Below are 13,718 nucleotides of genomic sequence, written 5' to 3'. Positions count from 1 at the left end.
GCGTGCATGAGAATCGGCTGGTACATCAACCGATTGCGCAGCATGGGACCGGCCGAGGTGTTGCACCGGCTGGGCGAGCAACGTCGAAGGATCGCGTCGCGCCGCCGCGATGATGGGTGGGAGCGCTATCCATCGCCGCAGTTGCACCCAGTGCTGCCCGGATTTCGCCATGCTGCGCTGGCAGCGACCGACGCTCAACGGCAGGCCATAGCGGCGGCCGCGCAAGAGGCACTTCATGGCCGGTTTTCGGCACTCGGGCGGACATGGCCAAAGCGTGAGCCCGATCTTTTGTTTCCTGCTGAGCTTTGGCGTCTTGATCCGGTAACCGGCAGGCTTTGGCCTGGCGCCGAGGCTCATACTTTCGATATCGATTTTCGCGATGGCGGCGACCTTGGCGATATAAAATGTGTCTGGGAGGTCAACCGGCTGCAGCAATTGCCAGTACTGGCTGCACACCTGCTCCTCAGCGAGGACAATCGATCCCGGAGTGCCATTGAGGCGGCAATCGGCAGTTGGCATTCCGCCAATCCGCCGTTCCGAGGCATTGGCTGGGCTTCCGGCATCGAAGTAGCGCTGCGAGCCATCAGCGTGATCGTCACCCTGGACCTTATCGGTGACCGGCTTGACCCGGCGACGCTGCGGAAAGCTGGTGAGATACTCGCGGCAAGCGCCTATTGGCTGCCGCGGTTTCCGTCGCGATATTCCTCCGCCAACAACCATCTCGTCGCAGAGTTGGCTGGCGAATATCTGGTTGGCCTGGCGCTCGGGGCCGAATCCGAAATTGCCCGCAGCGCCCTCTTAAATGAGACGCACAAGCAGATTCTTGCCGACGGCGCCGGTGCCGAGCAAACGCCGACCTATGCAGCCTTCAGCGCCGAACTCATCTTGCTGTGCGCCACCGCGGCGCGCCAGGCGGGAACGCCGTTTCCCTCGGCCGTCGAAGCGCGTCTGGGCGCCTTCGCCAATTTCGTCGGCTGGCTGCCACAGAAAGCCGCCCGCTTCGGCGACGACGATGAGGGCCATGTGCTGAAGCTGGGCGACGAGCCGAACTATATCCGATCCGTCGCGGCCGCCATCCACGGCTTACTGGGGACGCCGGGCAACGCGCCGGAGCCTGACGATTTTCGTTCGCTTTTCTTTGGTGCACCGTCAGGCCCGGCGCCCGCGGTGCATGGCTTGCAGACATTCACGCAAGGCGGGCTCTCCGTCTGGCGCGGAGCAATGAATGGCCGCAATGTCGAACTGACGTTCGACCATGGACCGCTCGGCTATCTCTCGATAGCGGCGCACGGCCATGCCGACGCGCTGTCGCTCACCCTGTGCATCGACGGTGAGCCGGTGCTGGTCGATCCCGGCACCTGGCTCTACGGTTCGGGAGGCGCATGGCGCGACTGGTTCCGCTCCACACCGGCACACAACACGCTCAACATCGAGGGCGAGAGCCAAAGCACCATCGCTGGAAATTTCAACTGGTCGCACAAGGCAGTCGCAGCGCTGGTGGAGAGCGAGCCGGGACCGCACTGGAGGCTGAGCGCCCGGCATGACGGCTATAGAAGCCGCTTCGGCGTCGTGCATCAGCGCACTTTGGCGCGCCAGGCCGATGGCATCCTCATCACCGACCAACTGCTCGGCGGCAGGCGCCAGTCCGAGATCGTCTTCCAACTGGCCGCCGGCCTCCATGCCGACCGGCACGAAGATACGGTCACGGTATTGCGCGGCGACGAGGTACTGTTGGCCATCCGCTTTCCTGATGCTGCTCTCGATATCGGCGCCGGCGGTGACATGCCGGGCCAAGGCGGTTGGGTTTCACTGCGTTTTGGCAGCAGGCAGCAAGCCGAACGCCTCGCCTGGCACGGTGAAGTGGGCGAAGCCGGGATCGATATCCATCTTGCCCCAATTCACCCGCCGCAACAGCAAAAACCGGTGCCAACGTAGAGTTGCCGGGCGAGTTCCAGCCGTATTCGACATTAATTACGTTTGGACATTTAGCGGTTTCGTTACCGTTGATCTGCTAGTCTCGCACCATCCAGCCTGCTTTGCCCGCTGCGCCCGCAACAGCCACTGGTTGCAGGCGGCGTAGCGAGTTTGGCGGGAATTTTGTGCTTTGCTATTCGCCAGATCGCCTTCTTACGACCCCAGACTGCCTTCTTACGACCAGGAGCCGCTGCATTAATGTTTTCCGAATTTGCCAGAGCGATTGTGGAAAAGCTTTCGAACGTCAATCTGACCACGCTCGGCCTGCTTCTCCTCACCGCACTGGGCAGCGCGGTGATCGCCTACTGGCGAACTGCCGAACATAAGTCCCTCAGGGACTTTTTCGACTTCGCCTTCCCACAGGAAGTCATCCTGCACCCGTCGGCGCGAGCCGACGCCCTGTTCTGGATCACGAAACGGGCGATGATGCCTTTCCTGCTTATTCCTGCCGGCGTCACCTTCGTCGTCGCGGTGGGCTATGGCACACGCGAGGCAATTGGCTGGCTCCTTAACATCCACGCGCCGCTTCTCGGCGGCCCGGCGGGACCGGTGACGATCGTCATCTTCACCGCAACCATGCTGGTCGCCTATGATATTTCATACTACCTCTACCACGTCGCCCAGCACCGTTTCCCGTTCCTGTGGGAATTGCACAAGGTACATCATTCGGCCGAGGTGATGGTGGGGATCACCAAGGACCGGGTTCATCCGCTGGACGATCTGATGAACCGTATGTGGGATGGCGTCATCCCGGGCATCTGCTTCGGGATCTGGAGCCTGATCGCACTCGATCCGGTAGAGGTCGCTATCTTCGGCATCAACGTCTACGTCATCCGCAACATCCTGATGATGGACTTTGTTCGCCATACGCATCTCAAGATATCGTTCGGCCCGTTGAACAACATCATCCTGTGTCCGCACTGGCACCAGGTGCATCACAGCATCGACCCTCGTCATTATGACAAGAATTTCGGCCTGCTTTTTTCGTTCTGGGATCGTCTGTTCGGAACGCAATTTGTCCCGGAGCCGGATGAAGACCTGAAATTTGGCCTGGTCGATCGCGATGTGCGCGATTACCAGTCGCTCTTTGGGCTCTACATCCTGCCGCTCAAGAAGATGGCAAGGCATGTCATGCGACTGTTTCACAGACGGCCCAATGTGGTCGCGCAGCCACAGGACAGTTCTCCTTCATGAACACCGCTGTTTCCATCGACGTCCTAGGCGCGGAGCGCCTGGAAATCGTCCGTTCGGCGGATCGCCTGGTTGCGGTCGAAGCCGCTTGGATGGAGCTTTGGCATCGTACCGACGGGCTGATCTTTCAAAGCCATGCCTGGATTTCGGCATGGTGGAGTACCGTACAACGCCGTGACCAGCGCGCGTTGCGGATCGGCCTGGTCTGGAAGGGCGAGAGACTCGTTGCTGTCGTTCCGCTGGCGATCGGCAGGCGCAGGGGGCTGCGGTTTCTCGAATGGGCGGCCGGCAGCTATACCGACTATGGGGATATTCTCGTTGCTCCGGAATGCTCGATATCGGCGCTGCAGGAGCTATGGGCCCAACTGTGCGACGCCGGCGGCTTCGACCTTGCCTTGATCAATCGTCTCTCACCGGATGCGGCGGCCCGCAAAATTTTCACGCCGGGAGCTTCCGGCGGCATCAGGCTTCGTCCGTTTCACCGAACGGAAGTCAGCTATCGCGTTGCCGGACAATGGGAAAGCGGAGCGGCATGGTTCGCGGGCCAGTCGAAAAAGACGCGCCAGAACTATCGGCGCGGCATCAAAGCGCTGGAAGAAACCGGAGAGGTGAGATTTCGCCTGCTTGCCCCCGACGAGCCGCTGCAACCGGTACTGGAGCGCCTCGCGGCCTTGAAGCGGAAATGGCTGACCGAGCGCATGCGTGAGTCAGACCTGTTCGAAGAGGGCGTGCCGGTACTCGCCGCGCTCGTCGATGCGTTGGCGCGCGCCGGCGTGCTGCATATCTTCGTCCTCGAATGCAATGGCGTGATGGTCGCGGTGTCGATCAATTTCGTCCAGCACGACGTGATGATGGCCTTCGTGACGACGTTCGATCCGGATTTCGGCCGGGCGTCGCCGGGTGTGATCCTGTTGATGGATTACGTGCAGTGGTCGATCGATCACGGTTTGAGCATGGTCGATTTCCTCTGTGGCGCAGAGTCGTTCAAACACAAATTCTCAACGCAGGCGGTTACGCTGGAATCCGTCATCGGGACGCGCACGGCACAGGGCGCGCTTGCATTTCTTGCCGATCGTGTCCTCCAGACGGTCAGGCATATGCGCGAGCGGTCATCGGCACCACCAGAGGGACGCGATGCGCCCGCTCAAGCCGAAGCAGCCTTGGACTAAAGCGCGTCGCGTTCGATCGGCCTCATGCAACGCGCTTTAGATTCTTGTTTTATACATGTCGTTATCGCAAAACCGCTGCACACTTTTGCGCGACATGCTTTAGAACGGTTCATCGTTTCACGGAAACGGCCCGCTCGCAAAAAGCTCAAATGAAGCGCGGTATCGGACCGTTTTGCGGCGTGGTGCGGTCGCCGAGGTCGAGGAAGATTTCGTCGATGTAGCACCATCCCCAACCTTCCGGCGGATCGTAGCCTTCGATGACAGGATGGCCGGTTGCCCGAAAATGCTTGGTGGCATGACGGTTGGGCGAGTCGTCGCAGCAGCCGACATGGCCGCATGTGCGGCAGAGCCGCAGATGCACCCACTGCGAACCGCTCTTCAGGCATTCCTCGCAGCCGAGCGCGCTCGGTGTCACGTCGCGAATGTCCCCGGCGTGCCTGCATTCGTCTGCCATCATACGCTCCTGACCAGTTGTGGCGCCACGGCGAGACTGCCGTTTCGCGCGAGATATGCATGCAGCGCTGCAACCACCTGGGCGCCTTCGCCGACGGCAGCGGCGACGCGCTTGATCGAGCCGGAGCGCACGTCGCCGATGGCGAACACCCCGCCGCGGTTCGTCTCCAGCGCACCACGTTCCTGGCCAATGTCAGGCCCGGTGCGAACGAAGCCCTTCGCGTCCAACGCCACGCCGCATTGCGCCAGCCAGTCGGTGTTCGGATCGGCGCCGATGAACAGGAAGAGGTGGCGGATCGGACGTGCTGTCTCGGTGTCGCGGTTGCGCCAGCGCACTTTGCCAAGATTGCCGTCGTCGCCTTCCAGTGCCGCAATCTGCGTCTCAGCCAGCACTTCGATGTTCGGCTGTGCCCTGACGCGCTCCACCAGATAGCGCGACATGCTCGCATCGAGGCTGCTGCCGCGCGCCAGCAGCCATACCTTCTTCACATGCGCCGCCAGGTAGACGGCAGCCTGACCAGCCGAATTGCCGGCGCCGACCAGGGCTACCTCTTGCCCGGCGCAAAGCCGCGCTTCGATCGGCGAAGCCCAGTAATGCACGGAGGTTCCCTCGAATTGCGCCAGGTTTGCCATGTCGAGGCGGCGATAGCGCGCTCCGCCGGCGATCACCACCGACCGTGCCCGCACGGTCTCCCCGCCGCCGACGGCGAGCGTGTAGTGGGCACCGGACGTGTCGCTTGCGCTGCCCAGCAGCTTCGCCTCGTCCGGTATCACCATCTCGACGCCGAATTTCTGCGCCTGGTTGTAAGCGCGCGCCATCAGCGCCATTCCCGAAATGCCGGTCGGAAAACCGAGGTAGTTCTCGATGCGCGAGGAGGCACCCGCCTGTCCGCCGAAGGCACGGCAATCGAGCACGATCGTCGACAACCCTTCGGAAGCCGCGTAGACGGCCGCCGCGAGGCCGGCCGGTCCGGCGCCGACAATGGCCACGTCGTACAGCTTGCCGGCGTCGATCGGCCTCACCAGGCCGATGCAGCGGGCAAGCTCGTTCTCTCCAGGATTGAGCAGCAGCTTGCCGTTCGGACAGAGCACGATCGGCAAATGGTGGATATCGACATGGAAGCGTTCGATCAGGGTCCTGGCGCAGGGATCGGCAGCCGAATCGAGAACGCGATGCGGCTGACCGCTGCGAGCCAGAAAACCTTGCAGCCTCAAAACGTCGCCGCTGTCGACCGGTCCGACAATGATCGGGCCGGCTGTGCCGCTCTCGAGCAGGCCGACACGGCGCAGGATCAGCGCCCGCATGATGCGCTCGCCGAGGTTTGCTTCCTGCACCATCAGGTCCCGCAGCCTTTGCGAGGGGATGACGAGCGCCTCGACCGGCTCGACCGCCTCCACATCCACCAGCGAGGGTCGGGCTGAAAGCTGCGCCAACTCGCCGACGAAATTGCCTGCACCGTGCGTGACGATGGTTTCGCGCCGGCCGAAGCTGCCGCCCTGGATGATATCCACCTTGCCGGACAGGACCACGATCAAACCGGGCGCCAGCTCGCCGGCTTTGACGATCTGTTCGCCTGCAGCATAGGACACGGCTTCGCCGAAACGGCCCATGCGGTCCAGGTCCGCCTCAGCCAGCACTGGAAACATCTGATCGCGACGGGCAATGGAGATCGGATTGGCGGGTTGGGACATGGTTCGAACCTATCGCCGGTTTCCGACAGTTTGAAGCGGTTTTTGCGGCTTGCGGCCGGTAGGAAGCTAGCCCGCCTGTCGGTAAACGCTGTGCCCTTCGCTTCGCAGTTAACTGACGGCGGCCGTGCGACGGTGTCGTCGCGACGTGCCTCACAATCCGTTGCATCTCCTTGATTTGTTTGATTTGCGCATCCCGGCAAACCCGGCGCATGCTGCTTCAGCCGGCACCTGCCTAAGCCGGCCAGGCCCGGCGGGCCGTCCTGTGTCAAACTCTCGGCCGCCGGGCTTCTGGACAGCAGAAAACGGCCTGTCCGAGCACTCCGCAAACTGCCCTGCGGCCTGTTGTTCGGCGGGTGCTCAGGCAGCTACCTGAAGCACAATCTTGCCGCGCGTGTGCTGCTTCTCGAGCTGTTCCTCGGCCCTGGCGACTTCCTCAAGAGGATAGATTGTCTGCACGAATGGCCTGACCTTCCCGGCGTCGATGAGGCGGCTGATCTCGGCAAGCTGCGCCGCGTTCGGCTTGGTCAAATAGGAAACGCCGCGAGCCCGATGCAGGCGGGCCTTCTCCGCCGACGGTTCGGAAAGCGTTGAGACGAGCGTCCCGCCGGGCTTGAGCACGTCCCACGAGCGGTCCTGTGTTTCACCCGCTACCAGGTCGAAGACGAGGTCGACGTCCTCGACAAGCTCCTCGAAGCGCTGGTTCTTGTAATCGACCGCCTGGTCGGCGCCAAGCGCGCGGACGAAATCGAAATCCTGCGCGGACACGGTCGTCGCGACAAACGCGCCCGCGGCCTTTGCGAACTGCACCGCCAGATGACCGACGCCGCCGGCGCCGCCATGGATAAGGACCCGCTGCCCGGATTTGAGGCCGCCGTGATCGAAAAGGCCTTGCCACGCGGTAAGGCCCGCAAGTGGCACGGCGGCGGCTTCGGCGTGGCTTAAGCGTTGCGGCTTCGCCGCCGCCTCCGTTGCCTTGACGACGACATATTCGGCGTTGCCGCCGCGGTCGTTGCCGAGCATGGCATATAGCGGATCGCCCTTCTTCAGCGTATGGGCCCGCGTGCCGCACAGTTCCACCACGCCGGATACGTCGCGGCCGAGCGTGACGGGCAGATCCGCGCCCGAAGAGCCCTCGCGAACCTTGTAGTCGACGGGATTGACGCTTGCCGCGTAGACCTTGAGCGTGACCTCGTCGTCATGCGGCTGAGGCAACGGAACCGCGTCCAGCGAAAGAACCTCCGGTCCACCAAAATCGTGGATACGGACGGCCTTCATCGTAATCATGGCTTGCTCCTCGTCGGGTTGCAGTCCAGTTCGCTCTGAACAGTTTCGCCGGCAGGCCGGCGTCTATCCAGCCGGCGGTTCGGTCGTAGCAAAGGCCGGCCGGTGGTGCGCCGTCAGTGTATCGTTTGCGAATGCTCGCCGCCGGGTTGCGAGATGCCGCTCAGCGCTTCACCTGCTGTCGCCGTCTCGCTGTTGGTGGCGAGGTCGCCCAGCGAAACGATGCCGACCAGGCGCTTGTCGCGGTTCAGCACCGGCAAGCGGCGCACTTTCAGGTCAGCCATGTTGCGCAGAACATCCTCCGCGTCTTCGTCTTCGAAGCAATACCTGACCTCGGTGCTCATCACTTCCCGTACCTTGGCGTCAGGTGTCTTGCCTTGGGCGACGCCGCGGATTGCGATGTCGCGATCGGTTACCATGCCGACAAGCCGATCGTTCTCGCCCACCGGCATTGCGCCGGCGTCGAGGCGACCCATCATTTCTGCCGCATCGCGCAGGGTTTGCTGCGGACTGGCGATCTCGACGTCCTTTGTCATGCAGTTGCCAACTTTCATTTTAACCTCCCTTGGTTGCAGGGCCCGCCGCCGGTTCCATGATGGAAGGGTGAATGAGCGCCAGCGCAAAACGTTCCATGGCAAGACCCGTTTCGAGCGCTTCGCCGAAATCACCCTTGCCATCCTCCACCCGACCGCCCTTCAGGCGGTCGGCCCGGGAAAGGTCGGTTCCGAAGGAATTTCGGAAGGCGTGCCGGGAGGAACTCCGATCGGCTCCTGGTCCGGCGTCGGAATTGGATCCGGCGAGGGCGGGGGTACGCCTGGAGGTTCTCCCGGCGGAGTCTCCGGCGGGGCAGGCGGCCGGGCCGGCTCCGGATTGGGATTGTCCGGCAGTGGATTCGGGTTGTTCGGATCGGGGTTGTTCATCGATCACTCCCCTAACATTTGTGGCCTGATCTCCGCCGGAGCGGGGGTGCGGGAGCGGCGAGCAGGCTCTCTTGTCCTAAACCGAGGGGAAGCAAAAGCGTTCCCGCACCCGATGCCAAGCGCGGTGCAATCTATCGGGCTATCGGGCGGTTCCAAGGCTGGCATACATCCCGTTGGTGCGGAACTGCGTCGGGTTGATGCCGTAGAGGCGGCGGAAGACCTTCGAAAAATAATTGGCATCCTCAAAGCCGCACATGATGGCGACTTCCTTGACCGGCAGGAAATCGGCCTTCGTCAGCAACTTCGCCGCGCGCTGCAGTCGCTGCTGCAGCACGAATTCGGCGGGCGGAAGACCTTCACTCTCGGCGAAGCAGCGCGAGAAATGCGCGCGGCTCAGGCCGCTGATCTCAGCGAGATCGGCAACGCGGAGCGGCCTGTCGAGATTGGCCCTGATGTGATCGATGACCGGCTGCATGGCGCTCTTGTCGTCGGTGACGGCATGCGAGCCGAAGACATCGTCGTAGAGCGCCATGGCTGCTTCATAGGCGACGGCCGAGGCGGCTCCCGGCGAGACCGCGCCCGTGATCAGGCGCACACTGCAATCAGCCAGATGATCGATCGTCGAGGGCTGCAGCCGCAGCACCGGACCGACGGCGGCAAGGATCGACTTGTGGATGCGCAGTGCCTCCTCGCCGTTCATCGATATCCAGAAGAACTCCCAGCGTTCGCCCTTGGCCAGCCAGTAACGGTGGTTGTGCGGCACGAGAACCAGCAAAGTGTCGCCCTTTTGCAGGCGGTAGTTCCGGTTCTCGTAGCGCAATCGGCCAGTGCCGCTGATGGTATGCTGGAGCACGGTAAACGGCGTCAGGCCGCGCTTGCGCCCATCCCAGTCGTAGACCTCGTTCTCGCGCACTTCATAGCCGGTGCTTGTCGGCATGGTGTGTAGGCGCTGGCGCCCGCGCGGCAGCGATACCGTCCTGCCCGCCGGCCCGATGTCGATCAAGTTCCGCAGCACAAAATTACCCCTAAAAGCATAATCCTTCTCTGGTCGCGTGCCGAATAAGGCGCATAATCCCTCGAGAAAAGCAAAAGAAACCGCGGTCAAAGAGCGGATGGGAGGAAGTGCTGGATTCCAGCCTGCATAGCGTGGCAGGCGGGCCAGGCCTCTTTTCGCCGCCTTTGCCCTAGCGTTCGATCAGGTCGAGGTGAGGCTGATGAGTTTCAAGATCGCTATCATCGGTGCGGGAAGCGTCGGGTTCACCAAGAAGCTCTTCACCGACATTTTGTGCGTTCCTGAATTCAGGGATGTCGAATTCGCATTGACCGATCTCAGCGAGCGCAACCTCCAGATGATCAAGTCGATCCTCGACAGGGTCGTCGAATTCAACAGGCTGCCGACCAAGGTTACGGCAACGACAGACCGCCGTGCTGCCCTCGAGGGCGCCCGCTACATCATCAGCTGCGTTCGCGTCGGCGGTCTCGAAGCCTATGCGGACGACATCCGAATTCCCTTGAAGTATGGCATCGACCAGTGCGTCGGCGACACGATCTGCGCCGGCGGCATCCTCTATGGCCAGCGCAACATTCCGGTAATCCTCGATTTCTGCAAGGATATTCTCGAAGTCGCCGAGCCTGGGGCGAAATTCCTGAACTACGCCAATCCGATGGCTATGAACACCTGGGCGGCGATCGAATATGGCAGGGTCGATACCGTCGGCCTCTGCCACGGCGTCCAGCATGGCGCCGACCAGATCGCCGAAGTGCTCGGCGCCAAGTCGCGCACCGAGCTCGACTACGTCTGCTCCGGCATCAATCACCAGACCTGGTTCATCGACCTGCGTCTCAACGGCCGCAAGATCGGTAAGGACGAGCTGGTTGCCGCCTTCGAGGCGCATCCGGTCTATTCGCAGCAGGAAAAGCTGCGCATCGATGTCCTGAAGCGCTTCGGCGTCTATTCGACCGAAAGCAACGGCCATCTTTCCGAATACCTGCCCTGGTATCGCAAGCGGCCGGACGAAATCACCCGCTGGATCGACATGTCCGACTGGATCCACGGCGAGACCGGCGGCTACCTTCGTTATTCGACCGAAACACGCAACTGGTTCGAAACAGAATTCCCGCAATTTCTGGAGTCCGCCGCGAGGCCGATCGACCCCGCCAAGCGCTCCAACGAGCACGCCAGCCACATTCTCGAGGCGCTGGAGACGAACCGCGTTTATCGCGGCCATTTCAACGTCAAGAACAACGGCATCATCACCAACCTGCCGCAGGACGCGATCGTCGAGTCGCCCGGCTTCGTCGACCGCTTCGGCATCAACATGGCCTCTGGCATCACGCTGCCGGAGGCCTGCGCCGCCACTTGCATTTCCTCCATCAACGTCCAGCGCATGTCGGTTCATGCGGCGATCTCCGGCGATATCGACCTGCTGAAGCTCGCGGTCCTGCACGACCCGCTGGTCGGCGCGGTTTCGACGCCGGAAGAGGTTTGGCAAATGGTGGACGAAATGGTCGTCGCCCAGGCTCGCTGGCTGCCGCAATATGCCGATGCGGTGCCGGCCGCGAAGGAACGGCTTTCGAAATCCAGGATCAAGACCCGCGAATGGGCCGGTGCGGCAAGGCGCGACGTCCGTTCGATCGAGGAATTGCGTGCGGAAAAAACGGCTCTCAAGCAGGCCGTCTGAATTTCGCCAGGACGGATCGCGGCGAGCTTTCGGGAGGATTTTCCGCACCCGTCTGTACATTGTTCGAGGAGAAATGGAGCGGCGTCAACGCGCTCCTGAACAACAGGGAGGAGAGACGATGAGGAATTTTCGAAACATTGGCATTCTCGCCGGGCTGGCGCTTAGCGTCTCAGCCTCGGCGCTGAATGCGTATGCATCCGAGCCGACCGTGCCGCCGGTGCCCGCGCAATTTCCCGCCGAGGGAAAGATCAAATACGTCGCGCGCGACTCCATCCTGGAGTTCAAGGCACTTCCGGAATACCACGAACCCGATTGGGTCACCGACAAATACGTCAAGGCAGGCAAGCTGCCGCCGGTCAAGGACCGGCTGCCGAAGGAGCCGCTGGTCTTCAAGACCGGCAATATGCCGGACGGCGCCGGTGTCTACGGCGATACGATGCGTCATGTCATCGGCGGCCGGCCGGAGGGCTGGAACTACGGCGCGGGCCAGACGCAAGGCTGGGGCGGTATCGACATCGGCCTTTCCGAATGCCTGACGCGCACCGCGCCGCTGTTCCAGGTCGAGGCCAAGGACACGGAGCCGCTGCCTAACCTCGCCAGGAGCTGGGACTGGTCCAAGGACGGCCACACGCTGACGATGCATCTGGTCGAGGGCGCGAAATGGTCGGACGGCGTTCCGTTCAACGCCGACGATGTGATGTTCTACTGGGACGACGAGGTGATCGACCCTAATGTGTCGCCGCTGAACGGCGCGACGCAGGAGACCTTCGGCGTCGGCACGACGTTGAAGAAAATCGACGACTACACCGTCGAGTGGACGTTCAAGGACGCCTTTCCGAAACAATACCTTTACGCCATGGCTTACGGCACCTTCTGTCCGGGCCCGTCGCATATCCTCAAGCCGCAGCATCCGAAATATTCGAAGAACACCTACGAGCAGTTCAAGAACGCGTTCCCGCCGGAATATATGAACATGCCGGTGATGGGCGCCTGGGTGCCGGTGGCATACCGCCCCGACGACATCATCGTCATGCGTCGCAATCCGTACTATTGGAAGGTCGACGAGAAGGGCAACCAACTGCCGTATCTCAATGAACTGCACTACAAATTGTCGACCTGGGCCGACCGCGACGTTCAGGCCGTCGCGGGAGCCGGCGACTTCTCCAATCTGGAGCAGCCGGAGAACTTCGTCGCCTCGCTGAAGCGCGCGGCGCAAAAGGACGCACCGGCACGGCTTGCGTTCGGCGCGCGGCTGATCGGCTATAATCTGCGCATGAATTTCTCAGCCAATGGCTGGGGCAACCCCGACGAGCGCGGACAGGCGATACGCGAGCTGAACCGCAACGAGGACTTCCGCAAAGGCGTCACCATGGCGCTCAACCGCAAGGCGCTCGGCGACTCGCTGGTCAAGGGTCCGTTCACTGCCATCTATCCGGGCGGCTTATCCTCGGGCACGAGCTTCTACGACCGGAAGTCGACGGTCTACTACCCCTTCGATCTCGAAGGCGCCAAGGCGGAACTCGCCAAGGCAGGCCTGAAGGACACGGACGGCGACGGCTTCGTCAATTTTCCTGCAGGTACCGCCGGCGGCAAGAATGTCGAGATCGTGATGCTCGTCAACAACGACTACACCACCGACAAGAGCCTTGCCGAAGGTGTAGTCGCCCAGATGGAAAAGCTAGGGCTGCGGATCGTGCTGAACGGACTCAACGGCACCCAGCGCGATGCCTCGCAATACTCCGGCCGCTTCGACTGGCTGGTACGGCGCAACGATCAGGAGCTGACTTCCGTCGTCCAGAATACCGATCAACTGGCCCCGGTCGGTCCACGAACCAGCTGGGACCATCGTGCGCCGGAAAACGGCGAGGTCGATATGTTGCCTTTCGAGAAGGACCTCGTCGACATCGTCAACAAATTTGTCTCGTCCGCGGACAATGACGAGCGCGCCAGCCTGATGAGAGATTTCCAGAAGATCTCGACCGAGCACGTCTACAATGTCGGCCTGACGGAATATCCCGGCGCGCTGATCATCAACAAACGCTTCTCCAACATCCCGCAGGGCACGCCGATCTTCATGTTCAACTGGGCCGAGGATTCGATCGTCCGCGAGCGGGTCTTTGTCGCTGCCGACAAGCAGGCCAAATACGAACTGTTCCCCGAAGAGCTTCCCGGCAGGCCCGGAGACAAGGGCCCGATGAACTAGGTTTACCTCCCCTGACTGAGAACTCCGGGCCCCCCCCGGGGGGGGGGCCCGGCAAACCAACAAACCCAACCACAAAAAAAGACCACCCCCCCGCAACACAAACGGCCCCCCCCCGGGGTGGATAGAAGGGAAACCCCCAAACACGGGGGATTTT

The 13,718-nt window shown here is 62.1% G+C and carries 10 protein-coding genes; 5 read left to right on the top strand and 5 right to left on the bottom strand.

Annotation, left to right across the window (positions count from 1 at the left end; genetic code table 11):
• Window positions 1–6: 6 nt before the first annotated feature.
• From NKJ20_RS19445 to NKJ20_RS19435, 3 genes are all read left to right on the top strand, one after another.
• Complete coding sequence (locus tag NKJ20_RS19445; RefSeq protein WP_352746132.1) at window positions 7–1,935, top strand: heparinase II/III family protein; 1,929 nt, start codon at window positions 7–9, stop codon at window positions 1,933–1,935.
• 237 nt (window positions 1,936–2,172) lie between these two features.
• The gene (locus NKJ20_RS19440) at window positions 2,173–3,168 is read left to right on the top strand and encodes a sterol desaturase family protein (RefSeq protein ID WP_352746130.1); all 996 of its coding nucleotides are present in this window, start codon (window positions 2,173–2,175) and stop codon (window positions 3,166–3,168) included.
• A complete protein-coding gene (locus NKJ20_RS19435; protein WP_352746127.1) occupies window positions 3,165–4,334 on the top strand; it encodes a GNAT family N-acetyltransferase in 1,170 nt (389 codons plus the stop codon). Before NKJ20_RS19440 ends, NKJ20_RS19435 begins: the two co-directional genes overlap by 4 nt.
• Before the next feature lie 145 nt (window positions 4,335–4,479).
• On the opposite strand, the gene NKJ20_RS19430 is transcribed toward NKJ20_RS19435, so the two are convergent.
• The 5 genes from NKJ20_RS19430 to NKJ20_RS19410 all read right to left on the bottom strand — a co-directional run bounded on the left by NKJ20_RS19430 (window position 4,480) and on the right by NKJ20_RS19410 (window position 9,695).
• Complete coding sequence (locus tag NKJ20_RS19430) at window positions 4,480–4,791, bottom strand: UBP-type zinc finger domain-containing protein (protein ID WP_036238601.1); 312 nt, start codon at window positions 4,789–4,791, stop codon at window positions 4,480–4,482.
• Window positions 4,788–6,479: an FAD-dependent oxidoreductase gene (locus tag NKJ20_RS19425; RefSeq protein ID WP_352746124.1), complete on the bottom strand. Its 1,692-nt coding sequence runs from the start codon at window positions 6,477–6,479 to the stop codon at window positions 4,788–4,790. The genes NKJ20_RS19430 and NKJ20_RS19425 overlap by 4 nt, the downstream gene beginning before the upstream one ends.
• 357 nt (window positions 6,480–6,836) lie before the next feature.
• A complete protein-coding gene (locus tag NKJ20_RS19420; protein WP_352746121.1) occupies window positions 6,837–7,763 on the bottom strand; it encodes an NADP-dependent oxidoreductase in 927 nt (308 codons plus the stop codon).
• Between the two features lie 113 nt (window positions 7,764–7,876).
• The gene (locus NKJ20_RS19415; RefSeq protein ID WP_352472517.1) at window positions 7,877–8,314 is read right to left on the bottom strand and encodes a CBS domain-containing protein; all 438 of its coding nucleotides are present in this window, start codon (window positions 8,312–8,314) and stop codon (window positions 7,877–7,879) included.
• 505 nt (window positions 8,315–8,819) lie between these two features.
• Complete coding sequence (locus NKJ20_RS19410; RefSeq protein ID WP_031211896.1) at window positions 8,820–9,695, bottom strand: AraC family transcriptional regulator; 876 nt, start codon at window positions 9,693–9,695, stop codon at window positions 8,820–8,822.
• A gap of 199 nt (window positions 9,696–9,894) precedes the next feature.
• On the opposite strand from NKJ20_RS19410, the gene NKJ20_RS19405 reads away from it, so the two are divergent.
• A complete protein-coding gene (locus tag NKJ20_RS19405; protein ID WP_352449637.1) occupies window positions 9,895–11,361 on the top strand; it encodes an alpha-glucosidase/alpha-galactosidase in 1,467 nt (488 codons plus the stop codon).
• Window positions 11,362–11,479: 118 nt separating this feature from the next.
• On the top strand, window positions 11,480–13,564 hold the full coding sequence (locus NKJ20_RS19400; RefSeq protein ID WP_352746118.1) for an ABC transporter substrate-binding protein: 2,085 nt from the start codon (window positions 11,480–11,482) through the stop codon (window positions 13,562–13,564).
• The last annotated feature ends 154 nt before the right edge of the window (window positions 13,565–13,718 follow it).

Origin of the sequence: Mesorhizobium sp. M0185, assembly GCF_040322175.1 — a bacterium.
In the GTDB taxonomy this organism is placed as follows: Bacteria; Pseudomonadota; Alphaproteobacteria; order Rhizobiales; family Rhizobiaceae; genus Mesorhizobium.
The sequence above is the reverse complement of the archived record's forward strand: the minus strand, read 5'-3'. Positions and strand labels throughout refer to the sequence as shown.